General features: G+C 39.0%; 26 protein-coding genes. 25 read left to right on the top strand and 1 reads right to left on the bottom strand.

Annotated features, from left to right (window positions below):
- Positions 1–39 precede the first annotated feature (39 nt).
- From NSS81_RS02735 to NSS81_RS02635, 21 genes are all read left to right on the top strand, one after another.
- Positions 40–1,290, top strand: coding sequence for an ABC transporter substrate-binding protein (locus tag NSS81_RS02735; RefSeq protein WP_342432028.1), 1,251 nt, complete (start codon positions 40–42; stop codon positions 1,288–1,290).
- Entirely contained in the window at positions 1,274–2,176 is a 903-nt protein-coding gene (locus NSS81_RS02730; protein ID WP_342432027.1) for an ABC transporter permease subunit, read from the top strand. Before NSS81_RS02735 ends, NSS81_RS02730 begins: the two co-directional genes overlap by 17 nt.
- Positions 2,170–2,991 carry a spermidine/putrescine ABC transporter permease gene (locus tag NSS81_RS02725; protein WP_342432026.1) on the top strand — a complete coding sequence of 274 codons (822 nt, stop codon included), beginning with the start codon at positions 2,170–2,172 and terminating at the stop codon, positions 2,989–2,991. The genes NSS81_RS02730 and NSS81_RS02725 overlap by 7 nt, the downstream gene beginning before the upstream one ends.
- Positions 2,981–3,982, top strand: a complete 1,002-nt coding sequence (locus tag NSS81_RS02720; RefSeq protein ID WP_342433909.1) for an ABC transporter ATP-binding protein — start codon at positions 2,981–2,983, stop codon at positions 3,980–3,982. Before NSS81_RS02725 ends, NSS81_RS02720 begins: the two co-directional genes overlap by 11 nt.
- A 23-nt stretch (positions 3,983–4,005) precedes the next feature.
- A complete protein-coding gene (locus NSS81_RS02715; RefSeq protein WP_342432025.1) occupies positions 4,006–4,605 on the top strand; it encodes a CDP-alcohol phosphatidyltransferase family protein in 600 nt (199 codons plus the stop codon).
- Between the two features lie 80 nt (positions 4,606–4,685).
- Positions 4,686–5,822 carry a conserved virulence factor C family protein gene (locus NSS81_RS02710; protein ID WP_342432024.1) on the top strand — a complete coding sequence of 379 codons (1,137 nt, stop codon included), beginning with the start codon at positions 4,686–4,688 and terminating at the stop codon, positions 5,820–5,822.
- 66 nt (positions 5,823–5,888) lie between these two features.
- Positions 5,889–6,323, top strand: coding sequence for a BrxA/BrxB family bacilliredoxin (locus NSS81_RS02705; RefSeq protein WP_342432023.1), 435 nt, complete (start codon positions 5,889–5,891; stop codon positions 6,321–6,323).
- 153 nt (positions 6,324–6,476) lie between these two features.
- Complete coding sequence (locus tag NSS81_RS02700; protein ID WP_342432022.1) at positions 6,477–7,067, top strand: YpjP family protein; 591 nt, start codon at positions 6,477–6,479, stop codon at positions 7,065–7,067.
- A gap of 107 nt (positions 7,068–7,174) precedes the next feature.
- Positions 7,175–7,756, top strand: a complete 582-nt coding sequence (locus NSS81_RS02695) for a TerD family protein (RefSeq protein WP_342432021.1) — start codon at positions 7,175–7,177, stop codon at positions 7,754–7,756.
- A gap of 78 nt (positions 7,757–7,834) precedes the next feature.
- A complete protein-coding gene (locus tag NSS81_RS02690; protein ID WP_342432020.1) occupies positions 7,835–8,605 on the top strand; it encodes a TerC family protein in 771 nt (256 codons plus the stop codon).
- A gap of 79 nt (positions 8,606–8,684) precedes the next feature.
- Positions 8,685–9,881 carry an HpcH/HpaI aldolase/citrate lyase family protein gene (locus NSS81_RS02685; protein ID WP_342432019.1) on the top strand — a complete coding sequence of 399 codons (1,197 nt, stop codon included), beginning with the start codon at positions 8,685–8,687 and terminating at the stop codon, positions 9,879–9,881.
- Positions 9,823–11,175 carry a phosphoribosyltransferase family protein gene (locus NSS81_RS02680; protein WP_342432018.1) on the top strand — a complete coding sequence of 451 codons (1,353 nt, stop codon included), beginning with the start codon at positions 9,823–9,825 and terminating at the stop codon, positions 11,173–11,175. Before NSS81_RS02685 ends, NSS81_RS02680 begins: the two co-directional genes overlap by 59 nt.
- Before the next feature lie 11 nt (positions 11,176–11,186).
- Positions 11,187–12,308, top strand: a complete 1,122-nt coding sequence (locus tag NSS81_RS02675) for a cysteine protease StiP family protein (protein WP_342432017.1) — start codon at positions 11,187–11,189, stop codon at positions 12,306–12,308.
- Positions 12,305–13,105: a hypothetical protein gene (locus NSS81_RS02670; protein WP_342432016.1), complete on the top strand. Its 801-nt coding sequence runs from the start codon at positions 12,305–12,307 to the stop codon at positions 13,103–13,105. The genes NSS81_RS02675 and NSS81_RS02670 overlap by 4 nt, the downstream gene beginning before the upstream one ends.
- A gap of 514 nt (positions 13,106–13,619) precedes the next feature.
- Positions 13,620–15,236, top strand: a complete 1,617-nt coding sequence (locus NSS81_RS02665; protein WP_342432015.1) for a YceG family protein — start codon at positions 13,620–13,622, stop codon at positions 15,234–15,236.
- Positions 15,237–15,239: 3 nt separating this feature from the next.
- A complete protein-coding gene (locus NSS81_RS02660; protein ID WP_342432014.1) occupies positions 15,240–16,340 on the top strand; it encodes a toxic anion resistance protein in 1,101 nt (366 codons plus the stop codon).
- Positions 16,341–16,389: 49 nt separating this feature from the next.
- Entirely contained in the window at positions 16,390–17,013 is a 624-nt protein-coding gene (locus NSS81_RS02655; protein ID WP_342432013.1) for a TerD family protein, read from the top strand.
- A gap of 53 nt (positions 17,014–17,066) precedes the next feature.
- Positions 17,067–17,645, top strand: a complete 579-nt coding sequence (locus tag NSS81_RS02650) for a TerD family protein (protein WP_342432012.1) — start codon at positions 17,067–17,069, stop codon at positions 17,643–17,645.
- 1,787 nt (positions 17,646–19,432) lie between these two features.
- Entirely contained in the window at positions 19,433–20,137 is a 705-nt protein-coding gene (locus tag NSS81_RS02645) for a toxin (protein WP_342432011.1), read from the top strand.
- 41 nt (positions 20,138–20,178) lie between these two features.
- The gene (locus NSS81_RS02640) at positions 20,179–20,973 is read left to right on the top strand and encodes a thymidylate synthase (RefSeq protein WP_342432010.1); all 795 of its coding nucleotides are present in this window, start codon (positions 20,179–20,181) and stop codon (positions 20,971–20,973) included.
- Positions 20,970–21,461 carry a dihydrofolate reductase gene (locus NSS81_RS02635; RefSeq protein WP_342432009.1) on the top strand — a complete coding sequence of 164 codons (492 nt, stop codon included), beginning with the start codon at positions 20,970–20,972 and terminating at the stop codon, positions 21,459–21,461. Before NSS81_RS02640 ends, NSS81_RS02635 begins: the two co-directional genes overlap by 4 nt.
- A 44-nt stretch (positions 21,462–21,505) precedes the next feature.
- On the opposite strand, the gene NSS81_RS02630 is transcribed toward NSS81_RS02635, so the two are convergent.
- Positions 21,506–21,760, bottom strand: coding sequence for a hypothetical protein (locus tag NSS81_RS02630; RefSeq protein ID WP_342432008.1), 255 nt, complete (start codon positions 21,758–21,760; stop codon positions 21,506–21,508).
- Positions 21,761–22,068: 308 nt separating this feature from the next.
- Between NSS81_RS02630 and NSS81_RS02625 the strand changes: the two genes are divergently transcribed.
- From NSS81_RS02625 to NSS81_RS02610, 4 genes are all read left to right on the top strand, one after another.
- Positions 22,069–22,263: a twin-arginine translocase TatA/TatE family subunit gene (locus NSS81_RS02625; RefSeq protein WP_342432007.1), complete on the top strand. Its 195-nt coding sequence runs from the start codon at positions 22,069–22,071 to the stop codon at positions 22,261–22,263.
- Between the two features lie 129 nt (positions 22,264–22,392).
- Entirely contained in the window at positions 22,393–23,133 is a 741-nt protein-coding gene (gene tatC / locus NSS81_RS02620; RefSeq protein WP_342432006.1) for a twin-arginine translocase subunit TatC, read from the top strand.
- Between the two features lie 231 nt (positions 23,134–23,364).
- Positions 23,365–24,444, top strand: a complete 1,080-nt coding sequence (locus NSS81_RS02615; protein ID WP_342432005.1) for a hydrogenase small subunit — start codon at positions 23,365–23,367, stop codon at positions 24,442–24,444.
- Positions 24,437–26,158, top strand: coding sequence for a nickel-dependent hydrogenase large subunit (locus NSS81_RS02610; RefSeq protein ID WP_342432004.1), 1,722 nt, complete (start codon positions 24,437–24,439; stop codon positions 26,156–26,158). Before NSS81_RS02615 ends, NSS81_RS02610 begins: the two co-directional genes overlap by 8 nt.
- Positions 26,159–26,164 lie beyond the last annotated feature (6 nt).

Raw genomic sequence — 26,164 nt, 5'->3', positions numbered from 1 at the left:
AACTGTAAAGCCAGCTGTCGGTTATAGAAAGGGATTAATATGAGAAAATTACTTTGTATCTATAGTATCATGTTGGTGTTGCTATTGATTTTATCTGGTTGTACAAAAGAGAATATCGAGGAAAAAGCTTCCTTAGAAGAAGAAAACATTCTTGCAAGTGATTGGAAGGATATTGAGACTAATGCCCGAGGCACAAAAGTGAATTTCTTTTTGTGGGGCGGAGATGAAGGAATAAATCAATACATTGATGAGTGGGTCGCTCCGAGAATAAAAGACCAATTTGATATAGAGGTCAAACGCTACCCAATGGATGCAACTGAATTTATCAATAAGCTAATAACGGAAAAGCGGGCCAATAAAAAATCAGGCGAAATGGATGTCTTATGGATCAATGGTGAAAACTTTAAAACTGCGAAGCAACAGGAGTTATTGCTAGGACCCTTTACTGAGAAATTACCTAACTTTCAACAGTATGTCGATACTGAAAGTGAAGATATAAAATATGATTTTGGATTTCCAATTGAAGGCTACGAGGCTCCGTGGGGGAAAGTACAATTTGTCTTTGCCTACGACTCAAATAAAATTACCGATCCACCAAATTCCATCGCTGAATTACAAAAATGGGTGGAGAAGAACCCTGGGAAATTTACTTATCCAGCTCCACCAGATTTTACAGGAAGTGCTTTTGTACGCCATGTTTTACATGAGACGTCACGAAACTATAATGCTTTTTTTAAAGACTTCAATGAGGAATTAATTACTGAGGAGTCGAACCAGGTTTGGAATGTTTTAAATGACATGAAACCTTTCTTATGGCGTGAAGGAAAATCTTATCCCCAATCGATTTCACAGTTGGAGCAACTGTATAAGAATGGCGAAGTTTGGATGACGATGGGATATGATGAAGCAAATGCTTCGAACTTAATAAAAAGTGGAGAATTTACTGACTCAACGATAACTTTTATTCTTGATAAAGGGACGCTAACTAATTCGCATTTTCTTGCAATCCCTTATAATACACCTAATGCAAATGGTGCCTTGGTTCTTATCAATTATTTACTCTCTCCTGAAGCCCAACTTAAAAAAATGGAGCTTGATTACTGGGGTGAAACTTCGTCCCTATCAGTGAATAAATTATCTGAGAAAGATAGGAATCTAATGGAATCAATCGACCGAGGGAAAGCAACTCTGTCACAGGAAGTATTATCAGGTCATCGTGTACCTGAGATTGGCGCGGATTATGTTCAATGGCTAGAACGAGGATGGATTGAAAATGTTGCAAAAAAATAAATTTATACAAAAATTAAATAATCATAAAGGGCTGTTGGGAATTCTACCAGCCCTTTTATTTATGATTATCTTTTTTGTGGGTGGATCCATACATTCTATAAATCTTAGTATGAAAAGTCAGCAACAATCCTCATCAATAATAAAAGGAGATTGGTTGTGGGCATATAAAGAGCTTTTGTCTGCAGATTTTTTTCAGTCCGTCGGAATAACAGTTGGAACCGCAGTGGTTGTAGCAGTTTTATCTGGGGGAGTGGGCTTACTAATAGCTTTATTCTTAGCTGAACGATCAACTAAATGGAAATGGGTGCAGATAATTTTCCAACTTCCTATAGCAATTCCTCATTTATTATCAGCATATCTTCTAATGCAAGTATTTATGCAAAGTGGATGGTATTCAAGGATTGCCTTTTATATAGGTTGGGTTGATTCCATGGAAGAGTTTCCAATTCTTGTTCATGACCAATGGGGTATTGGGGTAATATTAGCTTATATGTGGAAGGAAGTACCCTTCATTGTATTACTTATTTATCCGTTTATTATAAAACTCATTTCGGACTGGCGAGAACAGACGAATGTACTAGGTGGTACATTTTCTCAAGCAATTCGCTGGGTTGTTGTCCCGATTTTACTACCAATGTGGGTTGGTGGAATGTGGGTCGTATTTGCGTTTGCCTTAGGTGCCTATGAAATTCCTGCCATTCTGGCGAGCACCTCTTTTGGTTCAATTCCTGTTGAAGCCTTCCAAGAATATTCTCAATTTGGTTTAGAACGTCAACCGATTGCCATAGCAATGAATGTGATTTTAGCTGTTATATCATTTATTGTAGGTAGTATATTAATATATTTGCAAGTGGGATGGTATAAGCAAGGGAGGAGAGTATGGTAAAAAGGGTTTGTAGTGTTTTATTAACTGTTATTTTTGCTTTGTTCCTCTGTCTTCCTTTTATCCCTTTAATTATCTGGAGTTTTACAAAGCACTGGCCTTGGCCTTTACTTCTTCCGGAATACTGGAGTTATGAGTCTTGGAATTATCTTTTTTCAATTTCAGGGAACGCATGGGAAGGGAATTTTAATAGTTTAATTATAGCTGCCATAGTTTTGATTGGTAACTTAATCCTAGGAATTCCAGCTTCAAGGGTATTAGCACAAAATGAATTTATTGGGAAAAAAATAGTGTTTGTTATTCTTCTAGCACCCTTATTTATACCTTATACTGTTTCAATCATGGGAATGCACGACTTTGCTTTGCACTTAGATTTTATAAATGATTATGTAAGTGTAGGGCTGGCTCATATTGTAATCACACTGCCATATTTTATCTCAACCATTTGGTTTCAATATCGATTAATCGGAACAAAACTAAGAGAAGCTGCCTTTACTCTAGGTGCTAGTGAATGGAAAATTTTCTTATGGATTGAGTTTCCCTTACTTATCCCATCAATTTTATTAGGGAGCTTTTTAACAGTAATAATTTCCTATAGCCAATATTTACCAACGTGGATCATGAGTGGAGGAACCCTACTTACCCTTCCGTTAGTAATATTCCCTTATGCAAACAGTGGAAATACATCAATTGTTGCAGCATATAGTCTTTTGTTTTTTGCTCCAATTTTGATCATGCTAATAATATATTTTATACTTATGCGAATAAATTCAAGAAAACATCTTACTGATAGGGAGGTGAGGAGAACTGAAGCTTGAACAAATAAATATTAAAATTCGAGAAGAACGTATTATTGATTCTCTGAATTTAACAATAAACCCCGGTGAGATCTTTGTATTAATGGGGCCATCAGGTAGTGGTAAAACAACATTGTTAAAAGGAATTTCGGGATTATTACCGATTACGTCAGGTAAGATATCTTGGGAAAATGGAGAAGGAACAACAGGACTTGTATTTCAAGAATCGAGGCTTTTTCCTCATTTAACGGTTATGGAAAATATCGGATTTGGACTGAGAGTAAAGGGAATTCCTACAAAAGAAAGAAAGTTGCAAGCTCGAAATTTTCTTAAAAGCCTACAACTAGAAAATTTTGAAAATCGCTATCCTCACCAACTATCTGGTGGGCAGCAGCAACGTGTCTCTCTTGGAAGAGCACTAATTCTAAACCCAGATCTTCTCCTGTTGGATGAACCATTTGCTTCGTTAGATACAAAACTAAGGGAAGATTTAATTATATGGTTACACCAGTTGCAAAGAAAACTTGGTTTTTCGATATTATGGGTAACCCATTATATTGATGAAGCGTTATCGATTGCTGATAGGATTGGTATCATTATGGATGGGAGATTACAGCAGATTGGTAACCCATCAGATTTGTTTCAAAAACCTTCCTCGGAAAAAATTGCACAGTTTCTTTCTTTGCCAAATCGATTTTCTAAAGACCAGTGGCAAAACTGGTTTCAAAGCGATTTAAAGCTCCATTCAAGATGGAGCAGGGGCTGGATTGATTCTAGTCATTTACAGATTATAGATGATGAATCAATCCTAGATACGCCAAAGGAACGCGAGTGTGTCATTTCAGGTATTATTACACAGGTGAGACCTATGAGAGAGGGATATTCACTTTTGGTCAACTCAAATAATGAAATTTTGGAAGTAACCACCGCTGGCTGGAAAAGGATACCTCGATTGCACGAAAAAATTGAAATTCGAATTATGTTTGATCACATTCATTGGTACTCTGAATAATTTGAAGCTTAGGAGAGATAAGTGTGCTGGATACTCACGGACGCACCGCAGTACAACCAATCATTTCGAAAACGGCTCATTATCTATTAAGGATTGGTTTAACAGCAAACCATGTAACATATATTGCATTTTTTATCGGTATCATAGCAAGTATCTTTGTCTATTTTGGACAACCAATTGCTGGAGTTATGATTCTTTGGTTGTCAGGATTTTTAGATGCAGTAGATGGCAGCATGGCAAGGCAGAGCAAATCCTCTTCATCGTGGGGAACAGTTCTTGATGTAACTTTTGACCGTGTTGTTGAGGTAGGGATTATTGTGGCGTTAGCCCTTCGTCACCCAGAGCCCACAATTTTAACCTTGTTACTATTTTTAGCAATTTCTATTATTTTTACGATGACAATTTTTTTAACAGTAGGTGCTTTGTCAGTTAAGGAAAGTTACAAATCTTTTTATTATCAACCAGGATTAGCAGAAAGAACGGAAGGATTCATTTTGTTTTCCTTAATGGTTCTCTTTCAAGCGCATTTAGCGATTTGGACAGTCATTTTTATCGCGGTTGAAATTATTACAGGACTACAGCGTTTATTTGAAGCACGTAGAATCCTAAAAGAGGAAAAGTAAAAAGGCTGAAGCTTCTTTCGTGAAGGATTACTATCTACTATGTTAAACTTGTAAAATAAACATAAGAGTAGGTGAACTTGTTGAAAATAAAAACGATAGAGCCGACACCAAGTCCGAATACGATGAAAATCATATTGACCGAAGAACTCTCAACGGGTAAGAGTCATAATTATAAAATAGAAACAGCTGCTGGTGCTCCGCTCATTATCCAAGCTATTTTACAGATTGAAGGGATAAAGGGTGTATACCACGTTGCTGATTTCCTTGCAGTCGAAAGGAATGCAAAATTCGACTGGAAGGAATTGCTTCCTCAGGTCCGCCGGGCTTTCGGAGAGAAAAATTCTGAACAGGTCCACGCCGAAAATAGAGCAGATGAACACTTTGGTGAAATAAAGGTAGAAGTACAAATGTTTAAAGACATACCGCTTCAAGTAAAACTAAAAGATGGCTCTACGGAAAAAAGATTCGGCATGCCAGAGTACTTTTTAAATGCACGTGAAAGAGCACAGCTTGCCGAAGAAAATTATATTTTGTTGCGAAAATGGGCTAATCAAGGTGTTCGTTACGGTGAATTTGATGAGGTTGGCCAGGAGGTAGTCGAAGAATTAATTGCCGCCTATCCAACCGAAAGACTGGAAGCGTTAGTGACAAAAGCACAAACAAAAGAATCTACTAATAAACATAAGCCAATCCTTTCACGCAAAAAGGTAACAGTGGAAGAGTTAAATAATCCGGAATGGCGAACACGCTACCAGCTCCTTGAACAAATGGATGATCCTGATCTAGAGGATTTACCAATGCTTGAAAAAGCTTTAGTAGATGAAAAACCATCCATTCGCAGACTAGCTACCGTCTACTTAGGAATGATCAAGGAAAAAGCGGTACTGCCGCTTCTATATAAAGCCTTAGAGGATAAGTCAGTCACGGTTCGCAGAACGGCTGGTGATTGCTTATCAGATTTAGGATTTTCTGAAGCCGCGGATGAAATGGCGAAAGCCCTAAAGGACAAGAGCAAATTAGTTCGCTGGCGGGCTGCAATGTTTTTATATGAGGTTGGTGGCGAGAAATCATTGGCAGCTTTAAAAGCAGCAGAAAATGACCCTGAATTTGAGGTTAGTCTGCAAATTAATATGGCTATCGAAAGGATAGAAGGCGGTGAGGAAGCAAAAGGATCAGTCTGGAAGCAAATGACCGAAGCGAGGAATACTGAAAGCTAATCTTCAAATTGCAAAATTCAAAGATTTTATAGTATGCTTACAATACAGAAATGGAGGTTTTTATTAATGTCAATGGCATATGAAGAATATATGAAACAAATGGTTTTACCTATGCGTGAAGAACTTACAAGAGCAGGTTTCGAAGAACTGACTACAGCGGAGGCTGTTGAAAGCTTCATGGGAAATGTGAGCGGGACATCACTTGTTGTAGTGAATTCCGTTTGTGGCTGTGCTGCAGGGCTGGCTCGACCGGCTGCTACTCAGGCAGTACTAACGAGTGAGAAAAAGCCTGAGCATTTAGTAACGGTTTTTGCTGGACAGGATAAAGGAGCAACAGCGAAAATGCGTGAGTATTTTGAGGGGATTGAGCCTTCTTCACCTTCAATGGCCCTTATAAAAGATAATAAGGTCGTTCATTTTATCCCTCGACATGATATTGAAGGTACTTCAATGGAAGCGATTATGGAGAATTTAAAGGCAGCATTTGAAGCAAACTGTTAAAAAAAGATGTCACGTGACATCTTTTTTTAAAAAATACATAAAAGCGAATAGATGATTTTTCCCATTTTGAAAAAAAAGAAGTATAATAATTGTTAAGAGTCAAAAAACACAAAAAATCAGCAAAATTCTTTCGCATAAAAAGGGGAATTTCAGATGAATAAGTGGCTACGTAAATCGTTTGTAGTAATGGTTTCACTCTTAACATTTGGTCTTGTTACACCAACACATTTGATTAATAATGTTGATGCCGAGAAACCTTCTGAAAGGAGAAGTTTCGAAACTGGCTCATTAAGTAACTTTGATCAGAGGGATGAATTCGCAAACGAAATTGAGTTTAATAAAGAAGAATTCCTGGGGAAATTAGTGATGCAAGCCGAGGTTCAGTCGTATCAAAAATTCGGCACCAGAATTAAACCAGTGATTGAAAATGAATTTCGTGAAATTATCTTTCCTAATATTCAACTAGCCATTGAGGAAACAGCAGCTCTTTTCCCAGAAGAAAATTTAATGCATCTTGCAATTTCTGAAACTCCAGGAAAAGGACAATCCGAGAAAATATTTAATATCAGAAATAGCCAATTAAATAAAGATATTTTACGTTTTCATGTAAGAAGGGATAATCCGCCTCAAGCTGGATATTGGTTTAATTTCCACTATCATACATATCACGACAGCTTTCAAAGCCATCACGACCTGGGTTCAATTTATTGGGATAAAAATACACCGCCGAAATGGATGAGTTAATGCCTTTCAGTTGCGTATAGGTGCAAAAAAAAATTATTATAATAAATGAAACCTTTTTGAGAGAAACTCGTAAATAGACTATTACCTAAAATGGAGGAATGAAAAAAATGGCAATTAGCTTATCAAAAGGTCAAAAGGTAGATTTAACAAAAACAAATCCTGGATTAACCAATGTTGTAGTTGGACTAGGCTGGGATACGAATAAATATGATGGCGGTAATGATTTTGATTTAGATTCATCCGTATTCTTATTAGGTGATAACGGTAAGGTTACAAATGAAACAGACTTTGTATTCTACAATAACCCAAAAGGTGCGAATGGCGCAGTTGAACATACTGGAGATAATCGTACAGGTGATGGTGATGGCGATGATGAACAGGTGAAAATAAGTCTTACAACTATTCCTGCTTCTATTCAACGTGTTACCTTTACAATCACGATTCATGACGCCGCTGCTAGAAGTCAAAATTTCGGACAAGTTTCAAATGCTTATGCCCGTATTTTCAATGAAGCAACAGGCGAAGAGCTTATTCGTTATGACTTAGGCGAAGACTTCTCTATTGAAACAGCAGTGGTTGTTGGCGAATTATACCGTCATAACGGCGAATGGAAATTTAGTGCAATCGGAAGCGGTTATCAAGGTGGCTTAGCTGCTTTAGCAACTGATTTCGGCTTACAGGTGGGTTAAACAACGAGAGACTCGAGACCCAGCACTCGCTGGGTCTTTTTACAAAAATTTTTTTAACACCCAGGAGGAATTTTTTTTATGTCCGTTTTACAAGGAATTATTGATACGTATGCACAATTTTTTAATTGGGAAATGTGGGGAGAAGTCCTTACAGATCCAGTGAGCTGGGGACTAATTGGGACACTTGTTATTCTAGAAGGATTACTTTCCGCAGATAACGCCCTAGTTCTTGCGGTAATGGTAAAACATTTACCACCTGAACAACGTAAAAAAGCTTTATTTTATGGTTTGTTAGGTGCTTATATCTTCCGTTTTATCGCCATTGGTGTTGGGGTATTCTTAATTAAACTTTGGTGGGTAAAGGTTCTAGGTGCAGGGTATCTTGCATGGTTAGCAATTAAATACTTTATAGATAAACGTAAAGCAGCACAGAGTGATGATGACGAAGAAAAGGGAATGAACACAAGTGGATTGCTCATTCGTTTATTTGGAACCTTCTGGGGAACAGTTATTGCAGTTGAGATCATGGATATTGCGTTTTCAGTTGACAGTGTGCTCGCGGCCTTTGGTGTTAGTGAACAGGTTTGGGTACTATTAGTCGGTGGTATGCTTGGGGTATTAATGATGCGAGGGATTGCAGGTTTATTCCTTACACTTATTGATCGTATTCCTGAACTTGAAACCGCTGCTTATGTGTTAATCTTGTTAATTGCAGCGAAAATGTTTGTAGCAGTATTTGGTATTCATATTGAGCATCTTCACTTCTTTATCGTTTTACTACTAACTTTTGGTGCAACTTTCGTTGTTCACTTCATGAACAAAAAGAAAGAAGCAGGCAAACAATCATAATCATACAGGCATAACATAAAATGGGGGAAGACGAAAGTCAGTCCCCATTTCTTTTTATTTTAAAAAAGGAGTTAGTAGAATGAGATTTTTTACATACTTTTATGAAAATGAACTCGATGAATTATTCTTTAAAAAACCGCAAAACTTTAATAAGTATACAAACCGGGAACTCCTTTCCTATGGTCTAGGTGCAACCCTTTATATGCCAGCCACACGTCCTAACATTCATCAGGATCTGTTAACAAAAAAACATGAAGGATTAACCTCGCTTGTTATTGACCTTGAGGATGCTGTTGGTGATAACCAGCTAGGTCAAGCTGAAGAGCTACTAGTTGAGGAATTGATGAAGTTAGACAGTGAAATCAACAAAAACTTCTTTACGAGCGATGATTTACCACTCATATTTATCCGCATCCGTGACCTAGCACAATTTCAGCGGATAAAGGGACAATTGGGTGAGGCAATTCACCTGCTGACGGGTGTGGTCCTGCCGAAATTTAGTGTTGAAACAGGAGAGGATTTATTAGCTGAGGTGGCGAAAATCCATACAGAGCACGAGCCATTCTATGCGATGCCCATCCTTGAAACCAATAAAGTAATTCAAAAAGAAACTAGAATGAGAGAATTGATAGGGATTAAACAGCTACTAGATCAATATAAAGACAATATCTTAAATGTTAGAATCGGCGCTACTGACTTTTGTGGTTTATATGGAATTCGCAGAAGCGTAGATACAACAGTTTACGATATTGCTGTTTTAAGAGATTGCATTGCTGATATTATCAATGTCTTTCAAAGGTCAAAATGTCCCTATGTCATTTCCGGACCAGTATGGGAATATTTTTCTTCAAAGCCAAGGATGCTGAAGCCGCAGCTACGGCAGACACCCTTTCGCGAACGATACGGTTCAGAAGGGTTAAAGTGGCGTGCGGAGTTAATAGATCAACATATGGATGGACTAATTCAAGAGGTATTAATGGATATTGCTAATGGTCTGACGGGAAAAACAATTATTCATCCAACACATATAAAAGCCGTTCAAGCCTTAAATGTTGTTTCTTATGAGGAATACATTGATGCATGTGAAATCATTGAAGCGGCAAACGGTGAAAATGGAGTAAAGAAAAGTAATTTTGCCAACAAAATGAATGAAATTAAGCCGCATTACTTTTGGGCAAGTAAAATCATATTAAAGTCACAGCTATATGGGGTGCTGCATGAAGAAATCACAAACATCGACCTTATTAAAAAAGACGCATTCGTATACCATTCTTGATGCCCTTAATGTCGATATCGAAGTAACTGCTAATCCATATTTGTTGCCGATTGAAGAATTGTTTACGATGGCAGCGAGAATAAACAAAAAACGTTCCTTTTTATTTGTTAGTAAGGTGTTAGGAAAGCATATACCAATCACACCGCAAAAAGGACTACTAACAGCGGCACTCCTCGGAATGAGATATGCCGAATTAATTAAAGGCTTGAATCCTATTGAAAAGGAAAGACTCCTAACCTTATATAGTGAGGATAAGCCCTCCTATCAAAGTACTTCGTTTATTCCTAAGCAAGTTAATCCAGTCGTCATTGGTTTTGCAGAGACTGCTACCTCACTAGGACATGCATTTTTTGATTGCTTTATTAATGCGGAGTATTTTCATACAACAAGAGAAGAATTAAAGGACCTCATGCCCTCGGTTACCTTTGAAGAAGAGCATTCACACGCTACCTCTCATCGCTGTTATATTCCGATAGAGATGATCAAAAATGACAGGGAAATCATTCTAGTGGATGATGAAATGACTACTGGCAAAACGGCTTTAAACATCATTCAATCCATTCACACGCAATACCCAAGAAAAGATTATACCGTTGTTTCAATTTTAGATTGGCGTTCAGGGGAACATATAAAGGAATTTGAAAAATTAGAAAACACACTTGGTATTACGATTAATGTTGTCAGCTTATTAGCGGGCAAGGTTCAGGTGAATCAATTTCAGAATATTCCAGAGCAGTCAGATAGAAGGGATCATTCCCTCCCTGCTAAGCAGCCAATCGAAGTAATATCACTTTCTTCATTTTTTAAAAACACAGGTTTTTCGGCGCTATTAAGTCATCAAAGTCAGGCTCCTTTTATTGAAGAAACTGGTCGTTTTGGTATCAGCAGCGACAGGAATACATCCCTTCACCAGCAAATATCAGATGCGGCTAAATATTTATCTGAAAAACGAAATGGTGTGAAAACTCTTTGTCTTGGTACGGGGGAATTCATGTACATCCCGATGAAATTAGCTGCGGAAATGGGCAAAAATATTCTCTTTCAATCCACAACGAGAAGTCCGATCCATATCGCAAAGGTTAATGGATATGGTGCAAGATACGGGATTAATTTTCTAAATCCTGAGGATGAGTCAGTAGCTCACTTTGTTTATAATATCCCGCCCAATGAATACGACGAAGTATTTATCTTTTTTGAACGGGAAGTAACGAATGAAAAACTGAAGCCGTTGCTAAAGCAATTAGAAAATTTACAGATAAAGTCGATAAAAGTCGTCTTTTTCTCTCAATCATAGAGGTGTTAGAAATGTCAATGATAACAAATAAACCTGCTAAAATCGGAAGCTATCAAGAAGCGGATGTTCTCTTTCTATTAAAAGACTTGAGTGATGTGAAACTTGAAGATACGACCGATAATCGGGAACTAAGGGTCCAATCCGGACAGCATTATAGTGAATCCTTGCCGATTGAGTATCAGCCACCAAAAGAGTATGTTGATTTATTTTGGCAGACACTCATGGAATATAAACAAAAGGTGGCACTTTGTGTTGGAATCGTTGCCGAGCAAATTTATCAAATGAAGGGCGACAAAGCGATCCTTGTTTCTCTTGCTCGTGCAGGCACTCCAGTTGGTATCCTAATAAATAGATATATTAAACTACGCTACCAAGTTTCTTTGCCACACTATAGTGTCTCTATTATCCGCGATAGAGGGATTGATGAAAATGCTATTCAATATATCACAGCAAAGCATCCAGATGGAGTGTTGCAGTTTGTCGATGGCTGGACTGGTAAAGGTGCAATATCGCTTGAATTAACGAAAGCCTGTCGGGATTATCGGAAAAGGTACGGTGTTGAACTTGATGATACGCTTGCGGTGATAGCAGATCCTGGGTACTGCACCACTCTATTTGGAACACGAGAAGATTTTTTAATTCCAAGTGCTTGTTTGAATTCCACGGTATCAGGGCTAGTGAGCCGGACGGTATTAAATGATAAATATATTGGTGCAGATGATTTCCATGGGGCAAAGTATTATCGGGAGCTTTTGGCCGACGATGTCTCAAATGACTATATAGATTTGATAGAAAATGAATTCACAGCTATTTTTACAAAAGCCGCTGATCTTGCTTCACAAAAAAAACAAGAGGAAATAGAAACGGGATTTCTAGGGATGGAAGATGTTAAGAAAATTCAAGCCGAGTTTGAAATTGAAAGTACCAATTATATTAAACCTGGAGTCGGTGAAACCACGCGGGTTTTACTAAGGAGAATTCCTTGGAAAATTCTGATGCGCGACATAGAAAGTCCTTATGTCAAACATATTCTAATGCTTGCAGAGGAAAAAGGTGTAGAAGTTATTCCATATCCCAACCTGAATTATTTATGCTGTGGATTAATTAAATCGGTTAAGGGGCTGCAGTCATGATTATTGCCTCTGACCTTGACCGAACGCTAATGTACTCTACGAGAGCGTTAGAAGAGCTCGGTCGTCCTGAAGACACAGTTCTTAAACCAGTTGAAAACAAAAGCGGCAACTGGGTTGGCTTTATGACAGAAACGGGTTATTCTGCTTTAAAGCAGTTAAACCGTCAATCCTTATTTATCCCTGTGACAACCAGAACGACAGAACAATTCAAGCGATTTGTGATTTTTGAAAAAGAAATACCCTTAACCTATGCAATTACAACGAATGGGGCAAATATCTTGTATAAGGGGGAACCATTGACAGATTGGTCAGACAATCTACACTCCCTGCTTGGAAGTAAAGCGGCGGGACAGGAAGAGCTACTGGCTGCTCTAAAAAAAGAAGGTTTTCAATTTGATGGGCAACTGAAGCAGGTGGAGAAACTATTTTTCTATTTTATCTTAAATTGTCTTCCAACTGCCTCAGATTTACTAGCTGTCCGTGAGCTTGTGGCATTATATGGGTGGAGAACCAGTTTGCAGGGAAGAAAGCTTTATCTTATTCCAACCCTGATCAGTAAAGGGAATGCACTTGATTATATTTGTAACCGAGAGGGAATGGAAGCGATTGCGGGGGCAGGCGATTCTGTCCTTGATTGGGATTTTCTGCGGAATTGTCGCAATCGATTTGTTCCACGTCATGGTGAACTTGTGGATAAACTAGAGACGTCGAACGTAACCCTAACAAACAATCTCGGTATCGCTGCAGGAGAAGAGATTCTCCAGCATTTTCAAACAATGCTATCACTGAAAGTCTAACTTTTTTTTAGATAAGGATAAAAAAAGATATAATAAACACAGTTGAAAAATACATAACTTCCACAAAAAAATAAAATCGCTATCGTCGTTGTTGGAAGGACAGGAGAAAGAAGCAACGTGAAGATCAAGCAGCACCAGAATAAGTCGATCATCACGAAAGTCTTAGAAACCATCAGGTCCATTAGGGTAGTCAATTCCTCCCGTACATCCTCCAATCTTGGCCGTTTATATAGAAACCTCATTTGAGTCACCTACTTATATGTGTGTACTCAAATATATGTCAGGCCAAGCCAAAGGGTGAAGATTAAGGGAAATGCCCAAAATATGAAACATTTTTCAGATTCCTGCGTATTAACAAATGAACCAAGTATTTAACTGTGATATGATGGTAACATAGCCTTACATAATTTTACTTAGATAGATAAGCTAAAAGCACTTTGACGCTGAGGCGAGGAAAAAAATCTTTCGCTTTTCTCGAGGGAAGGGATTATGAATGCAGTTACGGTACAATCAGATGAAAGTTCAACCTCTATCCCTTTCATATGAAACCTGGCTTAGTTTACTAAAAAAACCGCTTTCAGAAAGGCCAGAATTTTCATTTGAAAAAGGAACGGTTCAAATCGGGCAAGTTCTCGGGAAATTCCTTGGGATTCCGATTGACACGGATGAGTATTATAATCAGTTATTTGACTATGTTACCTCATCGGATAATAACTTACATTTATTAAGTGAAGATTCACTTAATAAGGTAATAAATAATCAGCATTTCCAATCGATTCAAAAAGTGTTGAATATCAACAATGAGCAGAAGCTATCGATTAACCGCTTCACTGCTTTTCTGGATGGCGAGCAACTTTTGTATAAAGCTAAGATTCCTGCGGTTCACCGGAAAATACGAGAAGCGATGATAGCTACCCTTGAATTATTCTCGACCCGGGAAAAGGAAGGCTTGCGAAGCCCGGAACTAAGGCGGGTGCTTGTAGACCTTATAAAATGGTCGATGAATCATTTAAACCCGTTATTAGAGAATTCAGACCCCGAAAGGGAAATGCCTAAATTTTTATGGTATGGGAATGCCAAGAAAAACCATCAATATTTTTTATTCTATTTAACTATGCTCGGGTGCGATATCGTCCTTTTTCATCCTGAAGGTAAGGATGTATTAGCTGACGTAATAAGAATGGAAGTTTTTACGCACCATTTTCCAAATAAACATCCGTTAGAGCCGTTTCCAACTGTAAAAAAAAGCAGGCAAACCACAGTTGCCTATCGTGCATCTAGGGAGATTGAAACGATTCTAAACCAAGAAGGTTCTGGGCTTTATAAGCCTTGGCAGTTAAGGGATTATACTCCATCATCGATTACCTTGAAGACAACCTATGATGAGCTATATATTCTTGGTAAAGAAATTGCAATGGTTCGTCCTGGATTTGAAGTAAGTAACGGTGAAGTCAAGATTCCTTCATTGTTTTCGAAAATCCAAGGTGTGAGTAAAAACAGAAAAGAGTATTGGGAAAGGCTACGGGTCCTTTCTGATTTTGACCATAGCTTGCTTATTCGCCAACTTCCTTTTACATGGTCAAGCTCAAACGATTTTCGCTTTCACTACCGAAACGCACTGGGGAAGGATGGACTCCTTATTCCAGATATGATGATGCAAGCGCATTACTGGCCATACTCCTTTTTACCAGCAGGATTGCAAAAGGGGATAGCAAATGCGATTCGACGTATCTGCGAGAAACCTGCGTTAAAACCGCTTCCAGGGGAAAGCCCGGAAGAGGTCAAAATTTATTTATTTAGCCAGGCGATGTTCACCCCTAAAGATATGATTCAATTAATGGAGAAATTCGATTACTCCCAGGATGTTCCGAAATTAATTATATACAACAACGAAAGTCACGGCATGCTCTCACGCTCTGACGCAGCACTAATCCTGCTCTTAAACCAATTTGGTATCGATATTATCATCTATAATCCTCCCGGACATAATGATATCGAAAATTTCCTTGAAGATAGCTTATTTGATACACATTGGTTAGAGGATGTTGTCTTTGATTTAGAATTTAAAGAACCATCCCGGTTGAAGAAATTATTTACACAGGGAATCTTAAAAAATTTAAGGGGAGATTAACGCGTGAATCTATCACCAAACCAACCTGCCGACTTATTGGCAAAAACTTCTGAAGATAAACTTGATGAAACAAAGGCTTCAAACATCAAACTAGCCCTTCGTAAGGAGCCTGAAGTTCTTAAATTGGCCCAGTCCATTGATGAACGGGATCAATTAAAAATCTTGGAGTTTGGTAAAGAACCGGCTGTTCAAATTTCCAGATTTTCCGATCAGATCTTAGCGAATATGCGAACAACCAATGTAGAAGATTCTGGTGAACTTCTTAAACAATTGGGCCGAATCATGGATAAGTTTGATGCCAAGGATTTCAAAAAGGCCGATAGCGGATTTTTTGCTAAGCTCTTTAAAAAGGGCGAAAAAGTGGTGGAAAAACTATTTGGCAAATACCAGACAATGGGCTCTGAAATTGATAAAGTATATGTAGAAATTTCTAAGTATCAGCATGAGATGGCTGACTCAACAACTATGCTCGAGCAAATGTATGAGCAAAACTACCAATACTATTTAACCCTGGAAAAATATGTTGTCGCTGGTGAAGTAAAGGTTGAGGATTTAAAAAACAACCAGCTGCCGCAGCTAGAAGCGCGTGCAGCTTCTGGGGACCAGCTTGCGTCTATGCAATTGGATACACTTAGAAATGCTGTTGAACTTTTGGAGCAGCGAGTGTACGACCTAGAAATGGCGAAAATGGTTTCCTTGCAAACAGCACCGCAAATTCGCTTATTACAACGAGGCAATACGAAGTTAATTGGAAAAATAAATTCTGCCTTCGTAACCACGATTCCAATTTTTAAAAATGGTCTAATCCAGGCAATGGCAGTGAAAAGACAAAAGCTTGTTGCTGACTCAATGAGTGAGCTTGATCGCCGGACAAATGAAATGCTGTTAAAAAATGCGCAAAACATTTCGACGCAAAGTACGGATATCGCTAGGCTTGCTGGCGGTCCAAGTATTAAAATTGAAACAATCGAAGAATCCTGGAACATTATCATCAAAGGTATGCAGGAAACCAGAGCCATTGAAGATGAAAATAAGCGCCTACGTGTGGAAGGTACCAAACGTCTTGAGCAATTACAGGATAACTTTAAAAAATTGAAACAATAATACTTTATATATTGTTGCACATTACAAATTTTATGATGAGGTGAAGAAAATGGCTATTAACTTACAAAAAGGTCAAAGAGTCGATTTAACAAAAGGAAATCCAGGTCTTTCTAAAATATTAGTAGGTTTAGGTTGGGATCCCGTTCAATCTGGTAAAGGTGGCGGCGGTGGCCTCTTCGGCGGTCTGTTTGGCGGTGGTGGCGCAAGTGGCGCTAATGTTGACTGTGATGCTTCGGTTATTATGCTTGGTGCAAATGATAAGGTTCAAAACAATAAAGATGTCGTTTACTTTGGAAATTTAAAAAGTCCTGACGGCAGTGTTCAGCATTCAGGTGATAACTTAACAGGTGACGGTGATGGAGACGACGAACAAGTTGTTGTTGACCTGAGCAGAGTTCCGTCGAATGTGCAAAAGCTCGTCTTTGTCGTAAATATTTATGACTGTGTAAAAAGAAAGCAGCATTTCGGTATGATTCAAAATGCATTTATCAGAATCGTCAATCCTTCAAATAACAATGAATTGATTCGCTATAATTTATCTGACAACTACAGTGGATTAACTTGCTTAGTAGCAGGAGAAATCTACCGCCATGGCAACGAGTGGAAGTTTGCTGCGATAGGTAGTGGTACGAATGCAGCAAGCTTAAGTGAAGTTGTTCGTTCATATAGTTAATTAGAAGGGCTTATTGTTGAGAGAATTAAAATGTTCTTAAAGAGGTGATAAAGGTGGGTATCAATTTATCAAAGGGACAACGTATTGACCTAACGAAGACGAATCCAGGATTAACCAAGGCCGTAATCGGACTTGGCTGGGATACAAACCATTATCATGGTGGTCATGACTTCGACTTGGACGCATCTGCATTTCTGACGGATGTCAACGGTAAGGTAACACAAGATTTAGACTTCATTTTCTACAATAACTTGGTCCACACTTCAGGTGGAGTGGAGCATACAGGCGATAATCGTACCGGTGAAGGTGACGGAGACGACGAGCAAATTAAGATCGACTTTAGCAAGGTCCCGGCGCATGTACATCGGATTGCGATTACGGTAACGATTCATGATGCCGATGCAAGGCACCAGAATTTCGGACAAGTTTCAAACGCCTTTGCACGTTTATTTGACGAAGAAACGGGTCGTGAAATTCTTAGATTTGACCTCGGTGAGGACTTTTCAGTTGAAACCGCCGTCGTCATTTGTGAACTCTACCGCCATAACGGCGAGTGGAAGTTTAACGCTGTTGGTAGCGGCTTCTCAGGTGGACTAGCCGCACTATGCCGTAACTTTGGATTAGTTGTCTAGGTATCTTTTATAAAAACTCGTACATTTGTACGAGTTTTTTCATTTGGGATAGGGAATGAAAATAATGGTATAGTTCACCGCAGTGGGAAAAAGGAGGGATCGGTTAGTATCAATCGGTTTAAAGTGCCCGAACCTTGTGAGAAAACGCAAGTGTGGTAACTAAGGGAGGTTCAAGGTGCCCGAACCTTGTGGAAAAATGGAAGAGCGGTAACTAAGGGAGGTTCATAGTGACCGAGCCTAAGGAAAAGTCGCAAGAACGGTAAATAAGAGAGGTTCATAGTGACCGAACCTTGTGAAAAAACGCGAGAGCGGTAACTAAGAACGGCTTAAAGTGCCCGAACCTTGTGGAAAAACGCAAGAACGGTAAATAAGAGAGGTTCATAGTGACCGAACCTTGTGAAAAAACGCGAGAGCGGTAACTAAGGGAGGTTCAAAGTGCCCGAACCTTGTGAAAAAACGCGAGAGCGGTAACTAAGAACGGCTTAAAGTGCCCGAACCTTGTGGAAAAACGCAAGAACGGTAACTAAGAGAGGTTCATAGTGACCGAACCTAAGGTGAAAACGTAAGAAGGGTAACTAAGAGAGGTTCAAAGTGACCGAACCTAAGGTGAAAACGTAAGAAGGGTAACTAAGAGAGGTTCAAAGTGACCGAACTTAAGGTGAAAACGTAAGAAGGGTAACTAAGAGGGGTTCAAAGTGACCGAACTTAAGGTGAAAACGTAAGAAGGGTAACTAAGAGAGGTTCATAGTAACCGAACCTAAGGTGAAAACGTAAGAAGGGTAACTAAGAGAGGTTCATAGTGACCGAACCTAAGGTGAAAACGTAAGAAGGGTAACTAAGAGAGGTTCAAAGTGACCGAACTTAAGGTGAAAACGTAAGAAGGGTAACTAAGAGGGGTTCAAAGTGACCGAACCTAAGGAAAAGTCGCAAGAACGGTAACTAAGAGAGGTTCATAGTGACCGAACTTAAGGTGAAAACGTAAGAAGGGTAACTAAGAGGGGTTCAAAGTGACCGAACTTAAGAGAAAAACGTGAGAGCGGTAACTAAGAGAGGTTTAAAGTGCCCGAACTTAAGTGAAAAACGCAAGAGTGGTAACTAAGAGAGGTTCATAGTGACCGAACCTAAGGTGAAAACGTAAGGAGGGTAACTAAAGGGAGGTTTAAAGTGGCCGAACCTTGTGAAAAAACGCAAGAGCGGTAACTAAGGGAGGTTCAAAGTGCCCGAACCTAAGGTGAAAACGTAAGAAGGGTAACTAAGAGAGGTTCATAGTGACCGAACTTAAGAGAAAAACGTGAGAGCGGTAACTAAGGGAGGTTTAAAGTGCCCGAACCTTGTGGGAAAACGCAAGAGCGGTAACTAAGAGAGGTTTAAAGTGCCCGAACTTAAGTGAAAAACGCAAGAGTGGTAACTAAGAGAGGTTCAAAGTGCCCGAACCTTGTGAAAAAACGCAAGAGCGGTAACTTAGGGAGGTTCAAAGTGCCCGAACCTTGTGAAAAAACGCAAGAGGGGTAACTAAGGGAGGTTCAAAGTGCCCGAACCTAAGGAAAAAACGCAAGAGCGGGTAACTAAGAGAGGTTCAAAGTGCCCGAACCTAAGGAAAAAACGCAAGAGCGGGTAACTAAGAACGGTTTCAAGTGAACCATGCAAATGAGACTACAAGAAGTGGTCACAAAGAGTAGTTTATATTGCTTTCTAATGTATTTTTTACCATTTTTACCTGTGAACACCAAGATTCTACAACCATCTACCATGTTATAATTCTAGTAATAGACTAGGAGGATGATAACATGAGAAAATGGGTCGTAGCAACTATGATAACTGTAGCGTTTTTGGCGGTTATTACGACTTCACAGGCATCCTTTGACGGCATTAAACTGGCAGATTACCCGAAAGACTCTGTGCTCTATCAATCAATCAATAATGAAACCTCCTTACAACACTTAAACCAAATTATTGTGTTACCTGAAAATCTGTTTAATCAAAAAGAAGCAGCTGCAATTATTAATAGAATTGGGTCTTTACCAGACTTCATTTTAAAAAATATAAATAACCACGGCATTATCCTTAAGCTTTTCACTGGAAAACTAACCGATAACCCGACTGCGAGCAAGTTAGCAGGGCAAACCCCTCGAGGCTACCACTCTAAGACAACCTGGGATGACGTGCCAGGCATCGGCGGTACGAAGGTAGTACTTGTAAAAATAGGACATAGTGAACAAGGAAAAGGACATGGATCAATTAATCTGGAGCTGCATGAAATGGCGCATTCAATTGATCGCTACTTGTATGAGAATATTAGCAAAAGCAAGGAATTTCAGATGATTTGGGAAGAGGAAAGAGGGCTGATATTCCCAGGTAATATCTACTTAATAATGTATCCGGAAGAATATCTTGCTGAAACCTTTGCGATGTACTATCTGAACGAAAGTTCACAGAATCTCCTTGAATCAAAGGCACCACGTACTTATCATTTTATTAAAAACCTTCAATAAGGTAAAATGAAAAAATATGAATAGACAAGGGAGTGTCAGTGGTGAAGCAGTATTTAGAGCTATGTAAGCATGTATTGGAAAATGGAACAAATAAAGGTGACAGGACAGGAACGGGGACAATTAGCACCTTTGGCTACCAAACAAGATTTAATCTAGCAGAAGGCTTTCCGCTGTTAACGACAAAAAAACTCCATTTAAAATCAATCATTTATGAATTGCTTTGGTTTTTAAAAGGTGATACGAATGTCCGTTATTTACAAGAAAACGGCGTTCGTATTTGGAATGAGTGGGCCGATGAAAATGGTGAGTTAGGGCCAGTATATGGACACCAGTGGCGCTCTTGGACCGGGGCAGATGGTAAGACTGTTGACCAAATCAGTGAACTCATTGATCAAATCAAAACGAATCCGAACTCGAGAAGATTGATTGTGAATGCCTGGAATGTTGCCGAAATCGATGACATGGCACTGGCTCCTTGCCATTGTCTATTTCAGTTTTATGTAGTCGATGGTAAATTGTCTTGTCAACTATACCAGCGTTCAGCAGACCTATTCCTTGGCGTACCATTTAATATTGCCTCTTATGCATTACTAACAATGATGATAGCTCAAGTATGTAATTTAGAGCCTGGTGAATTTGTCCACACCTTTGGCGATGTCCATATTTATCAAAATCATTTTGAACAAGTAGAGTTGCAAATGAGCCGAGAACCTCGAAGCTTACCAAAAATGCAAATTAACCCGAACGTTAAAGACATCTTCTCGTTTGATTATGATGATTTCACCTTAGAGGGCTATGACCCTCATCCGCATATTAAAGGAGTGGTCAGCGTATGATTTCTTTTATTGTTGCAATGGATGAAAATAGAGTTATTGGCAAAGACAATCAATTGCCGTGGCACTTACCAGAGGATTTGAAATTTTTCAAAAGAGTGACGATGGGACATCCGATTGCGATGGGAAGAAAAACGCATGAATCAATCGGACGGATACTACCAGGCAGAGAAAATATAATTATTACAAGGCAGTCCAACTATCAAAGTGAAGGCTGTACCGTTTTCAATTCTATCGGAGATTTTGTGGAATACTCTCGGAAAACGAACGAGGAGACTTTCATCATCGGCGGTGCAGAAATATTCAAGGAAACCTTCGAATATGCCGATCGTCTTTACATCACACATATCCAAGACAGGTTTGAGGGGGATACGTTCTTTCCTGAATTTGATGTGGGAAAGTGGCAACTTATTTCGTCGGAGCAAGGAATAAAAAACGAAAAAAATCCTTATGAATTTGAATTTATGATTTATGATCGAAGAGCTAAATAATGTTACTGAAAAAAGAAGCACCAGCAATGCTGATGCTTCTTTTGCTAATAATAAGAGCCGTTTAATTCATAGTCTGACAATTGTGCTAGCATTTTTCTTAATTCGTCAGGGTGGCAGAAGTCTTCTTCATGGAAGTGTGCTTTCACCCATTCGATTAATTCATTGGGACTATTGAAATACTCCCCACTTCTGTCACTTTTACGAATTGTATATCTTCCGTTGTCATCATCAATGGTTACCTCTACAGGTAAGGCTCCATCATAACTAGAGAGTGAAAATTCCATCTTCATCACTTCCATTTCATTTTAGATTTCCAATAGTATATGTTGTTGTTAATAAAATTATATATTAAAAGCCTGTTAATTGTCAAAATATTTTTACAATTAACTCATCGGAATTGGTCATTGACTTCAGATGGGGTTATTGATAAATTGACTATAGAGATTTTTTATCTAAAAAAACTTTAAATGCTAAATATCACAACGAACCTAATTTTTTTGGATTATGTGAAATTACTATGAATTATTGCGTAAATTCAACTCAAATATGATAATCAGTACTATAATCATAGTAGAAAGACAATTTATTACTAAGGGGATGTAAAATAATGTTTTCAAATATTGGAATACCCGGATTAATTTTAATCTTAACATTAGCCCTAATTATTTTTGGACCGAAGAAATTACCTGAAATTGGTCGTGCGATGGGACAAACGTTAAAGGAATTTAAAAAATCAACACGTGAATTGACTGACGATGTAATGGTTGACATTGAGGAAGAAAAGAATAAATTGACTAAATAGGGTGTAAGAGTTTACGTCTTACCCTTTTTTTCTTCATTCTTTTTTTAGACTATAGAATTGCTCGTATCGTATTAATAAAATTCAAAGGGTTTTACTCATTTTCACCTTTGATATTGGCAGGGGAAGCAAATGGAAGATAAAGAATTACAATTAGTCGATCATTTAGATGAATTACGTAAACGAATCATAATCTCAGCAATTTCCTTTGTTATCTTTTTTATCGTCGGATTTATGTACGTTGGAGATATTTATCATTGGTTTGTACGTGATCTTGATGTAAAATTGATCGTTCTCGGACCAAGTGATATCATTTGGGTTTATTTTATGATAGCGAGTGTTATTGCGATTGCAGGTACGATTCCGGTATTAGCGATTCAATTATGGGCATTTGTTAAGCCGGCACTAAGACCATTTGAGAGAAAAATTACATTATCATATATTCCAGCATTGTTTATTCTATTTATAGTAGGTCTTGCTTTTGGTTACTTCGTAATATTCCCAATGGTGCTAGAGTTCTTAGTGAAAATGGGAGCAGATATGTTTGTAACGAACTTTACAGCAGATCGGTATTTCCGTTTTATCATGAACATGACACTACCGTTCGGTGTATTATTCGAACTACCAGCAGTAGTTATGTTCTTAACCTCTTTAGGAATTATTAATCCTTTTGTATTAGCAAGAATTCGTAAATATGCATACTTCGTTTTAATTCTAATTGCCATTGTTATTACCCCCCCTGACTTTATGTCGGATTTTGTTGTAACACTGCCATTGTTGCTTCTTTATGAAATTAGCATTAATCTGTCGAAGATTGTTTATAAAAGGCGATTGAAAAAGGAACAGCAAGAAGAAGAACTGTACGCCGATTAAAGGCTTTTAAACATACAACTTATTTAGGTCACCAGGGACAAGTCTCTGGAGGCCTTTTTGCGTTTGTTTGCATCTTCTTTTCCAAGTTTTTTAACAAAAATATGATAGAAATACAGTTAAGGAATCTTTGTGTATCTTTTTGAAAATTCAGTACGAAATCCGTCGTTTTGTACTACAATTTTTATGTAATCATGTTTTTTACATATTTTATGCAAATGGAGGAGAAAGCGGATGAGAAGACAGAAGACCGTTTATGAAACCGCGATCGATCAAGGATTTAGTCGGCGTCAATTCCTCAAGATGTGCACAGCCTTAGCTGCGACACTCGGGCTGGATTATTCCCAGTCAGACAAGGTCGTAAAAGCGATGGAAATCAAGACAAGGGTACCGGTAGTCTGGCTGCAATTCCAGGATTGCACTGGTTGTTCCGAATCATTTATTCGGTCATCACAGCCAAAAACTGAAAGCGTTTTACTCGAGATGATTTCACTCGAGTACTCCGAAGTATTATCCGCAGCATCAGGCCACCAAGCAGAAGCAGCAATGAAACAGGTTTTAAAGGATTATCATGGCGAATATATTTTGGCGGTGGAAGGAAGCATTCCTGAAAACGATGCCTTCTCAACCGCAGGAGGACAATCGGCAAAAGCGACATTCCTGGAAATGGCAGAGGGTGCACAGGCAATTATTGCCTATGGCTCATGTGCCGCATGGGGAGGAATTGCCGCAGCCCATCCAAACCCAACTGGGGCGAAACCAGTCACAAGCTTTGTTAAAGATATTCCAACCATTTTAGTACCTGGCTGTCCACCTATAGCAGAAGTAATGACAGGGGTCATTGCTCATATCATCACCTTTGGGAAATTACCAGAATTAGACCAGTTTGGTCGTCCAAAAGCTTTCTATCGTCACCGTATTCATGACAAGTGTAACCGCCGTGCATATTTTGACGCAGGGTTATTTGTTGAATCGTTTGATGATGAAGGGGCGAAACAGGGATATTGCTTATACAAAGTTGGCTGTAAGGGACCAACAACCTACAACTCCTGTGCAGAAATGCGTTGGAATGGTGGGGTGAGCTATCCAATTCAATCAGGAAATCCATGTATTGGCTGTTCAGAGCAGGGATTTTGGGATAACGGGCCATTCTTTACAAGGAGAGCAAAGATACCTGGAACACAAACAACAATTAATCCAGATGCCGTAGGCTTGGCCGTGATTGGAGCAACGACTGCTGGAATTGCCGTCCACGCAACAGGTACTGTAATTAAGAAAAAGTTAGATGACAAACGAGGTGAAGAACATGAGTGAGCGTATAGTAGTAGATCCAATTACAAGAATTGAGGGCCATCTTCGAGTAGAGGTGGATGTTGATGAAGGCGGAGTGATTAAAGATGCATTTAGCTCAGGAACATCGGTACGTGGTTTGGAACTAATTGTAAGAGACCGTGATCCGCGTGATGTTTGGGCATATGTACAAAGGATATGCGGGGTTTGTACCACCACGCATGCACTAGCATCAATTCGTTCGGTTGAGGATGCCTTAAAAATAAAGATCCCTAGAAATGCACATTTAATTCGTGACATCATGAACGAGGCGCAATTTGTCCATGACCATGTTGTCCATTTTTATCACTTGCACGCATTAGACTGGGTAGATGTTGTCAGTGCGACAAATGCAAATCCAGCGGAAACTTCGAGAATTGCCCAATCCATTTCAAGCTGGCCAAAGTCTTCACCAGGCTATTTTACAGATGTGCAAAATAAAATTAAGAAGCTAATTGCAAGTGGTCAATTGGGGATTTTCGCTAATGGGTATTGGGGACATAAAGCCTATAAGCTTCCGCCAGAAGTGAATTTGCTTGCGGTTGCCCACTATCTGGAAGCATTAGATTGGCAAAAGGAGATCGTCAAAATTCATACGATATTTGGTGGGAAAAATCCACATCCGCATTACGTAGTAGGTGGTATGGCTACACCTCTTGATATCGATAGTGATAACGGCATCCATGCTGAAAGATTGATGCACGTATCACAAATCATTGATGAGGCTCAGCAGTTTGTTAACCAAGTATATATTCCAGATTTGTTAGCGATTGGTTCCTATTACAAGGAGTGGACGTTTGGTGGCGGTATAAACAATTACCTATGCTATGGGGACTTCTCTACTGGAGATATTTACGACACAAAGTTATACCGGATGCCAAGAGGAATTGTTCTTAATGGTAACCTAAACGAAGTTTTAGATGTTGATTTGAAAGATCCAAAGCATATACAGGAATTTATTGATCACTCCTGGTACACATATGATGGAAATAGAAAAGGAAAAGGGAAGCACCCGTTTGAAGGGGAAACAACCTTTGATTACACTGGGCCTAAAGCTCCTTTTAAAACATTAGATACAAACAAAGAGTATAGCTGGCTAAAAGCGCCACGCTGGAAAGGGCATCCAATGGAAACCGGTCCATTAGCGAGGATGATTGTCGGTTATGCCTCTGGAAAAGAAGAGATCGTTGGTATAGTAGACGATACATTACAGAAACTTGATTTGCCTATTACGGCGTTACAATCAGCACTAGGTCGGACGGTTGCTCGCGGACTTGAAAGCGTTTTAATATCGGGCTGGCTCCGAAATGACATGGATGCCCTCTTGAAAAATATAAAGGGTGGAAACCAAGTTACCTTCGATCGTTCGAAATGGGATCCAAAGTCTTGGCCAGAGCGCTCAAAAGGTGTGGGCTGGATTGAAGCGCCACGTGGAGCACTTGGACATTGGATTGATATTAAAGACGGAAAAACTGACAATTATCAAGCGGTGGTACCCAGTACTTGGAATGCTTCGCCACGCGATGCGGAAAATCAGATTGGTGCCTATGAAGCAGCACTAATCGGTACAAAAATGTTAGATAAAGAACAGCCGTTAGAAATTATGCGGATCATTCACTCATTTGATCCATGTCTTGCATGTGCCGTGCACTTAACAGATCTGGAAACGAACAAAAGTACTGAAATTCGTTTAGGTTAGGAGTGA

It is taken from the genome of Neobacillus sp. FSL H8-0543, assembly GCF_038592905.1.
Lineage (GTDB): Bacteria > Bacillota > Bacilli > Bacillales > Cytobacillaceae > Neobacillus.
Note: the sequence above shows the minus strand (reverse complement) of the source record. Positions and strands in the feature narration are given on the sequence as shown.

Excerpts from the sequence above, each read along its gene's own strand:
- NSS81_RS02735 (WP_342432028.1), top strand. The coding sequence starts at position 40 with ATGAGAAAATTACTTTGTATCTATAGTATCATGTTGGTGTTGCTATTG.
- NSS81_RS02730 (WP_342432027.1), top strand. The coding sequence starts at position 1,274 with ATGTTGCAAAAAAATAAATTTATACAAAAATTAAATAATCATAAAGGG.
- NSS81_RS02725 (WP_342432026.1), top strand. The coding sequence starts at position 2,170 with ATGGTAAAAAGGGTTTGTAGTGTTTTATTAACTGTTATTTTTGCTTTG.
- NSS81_RS02705 (WP_342432023.1), top strand. The coding sequence starts at position 5,889 with ATGTCAATGGCATATGAAGAATATATGAAACAAATGGTTTTACCTATG.
- NSS81_RS02700 (WP_342432022.1), top strand. The coding sequence starts at position 6,477 with ATGAATAAGTGGCTACGTAAATCGTTTGTAGTAATGGTTTCACTCTTA.
- NSS81_RS02695 (WP_342432021.1), top strand. The coding sequence starts at position 7,175 with ATGGCAATTAGCTTATCAAAAGGTCAAAAGGTAGATTTAACAAAAACA.
- NSS81_RS02690 (WP_342432020.1), top strand. The coding sequence starts at position 7,835 with ATGTCCGTTTTACAAGGAATTATTGATACGTATGCACAATTTTTTAAT.
- NSS81_RS02685 (WP_342432019.1), top strand. The coding sequence starts at position 8,685 with ATGAGATTTTTTACATACTTTTATGAAAATGAACTCGATGAATTATTC.
- NSS81_RS02680 (WP_342432018.1), top strand. The coding sequence starts at position 9,823 with ATGAAGAAATCACAAACATCGACCTTATTAAAAAAGACGCATTCGTAT.
- NSS81_RS02675 (WP_342432017.1), top strand. The coding sequence starts at position 11,187 with ATGTCAATGATAACAAATAAACCTGCTAAAATCGGAAGCTATCAAGAA.
- NSS81_RS02670 (WP_342432016.1), top strand. The coding sequence starts at position 12,305 with ATGATTATTGCCTCTGACCTTGACCGAACGCTAATGTACTCTACGAGA.
- NSS81_RS02665 (WP_342432015.1), top strand. The coding sequence starts at position 13,620 with ATGAAAGTTCAACCTCTATCCCTTTCATATGAAACCTGGCTTAGTTTA.
- NSS81_RS02655 (WP_342432013.1), top strand. The coding sequence starts at position 16,390 with ATGGCTATTAACTTACAAAAAGGTCAAAGAGTCGATTTAACAAAAGGA.
- NSS81_RS02645 (WP_342432011.1), top strand. The coding sequence starts at position 19,433 with ATGAGAAAATGGGTCGTAGCAACTATGATAACTGTAGCGTTTTTGGCG.
- NSS81_RS02635 (WP_342432009.1), top strand. The coding sequence starts at position 20,970 with ATGATTTCTTTTATTGTTGCAATGGATGAAAATAGAGTTATTGGCAAA.
- NSS81_RS02630 (WP_342432008.1), bottom strand. The coding sequence starts at position 21,760 with ATGGAAGTGATGAAGATGGAATTTTCACTCTCTAGTTATGATGGAGCC.
- NSS81_RS02625 (WP_342432007.1), top strand. The coding sequence starts at position 22,069 with ATGTTTTCAAATATTGGAATACCCGGATTAATTTTAATCTTAACATTA.
- tatC (WP_342432006.1), top strand. The coding sequence starts at position 22,393 with ATGGAAGATAAAGAATTACAATTAGTCGATCATTTAGATGAATTACGT.
- NSS81_RS02615 (WP_342432005.1), top strand. The coding sequence starts at position 23,365 with ATGAGAAGACAGAAGACCGTTTATGAAACCGCGATCGATCAAGGATTT.
- NSS81_RS02610 (WP_342432004.1), top strand. The coding sequence starts at position 24,437 with ATGAGTGAGCGTATAGTAGTAGATCCAATTACAAGAATTGAGGGCCAT.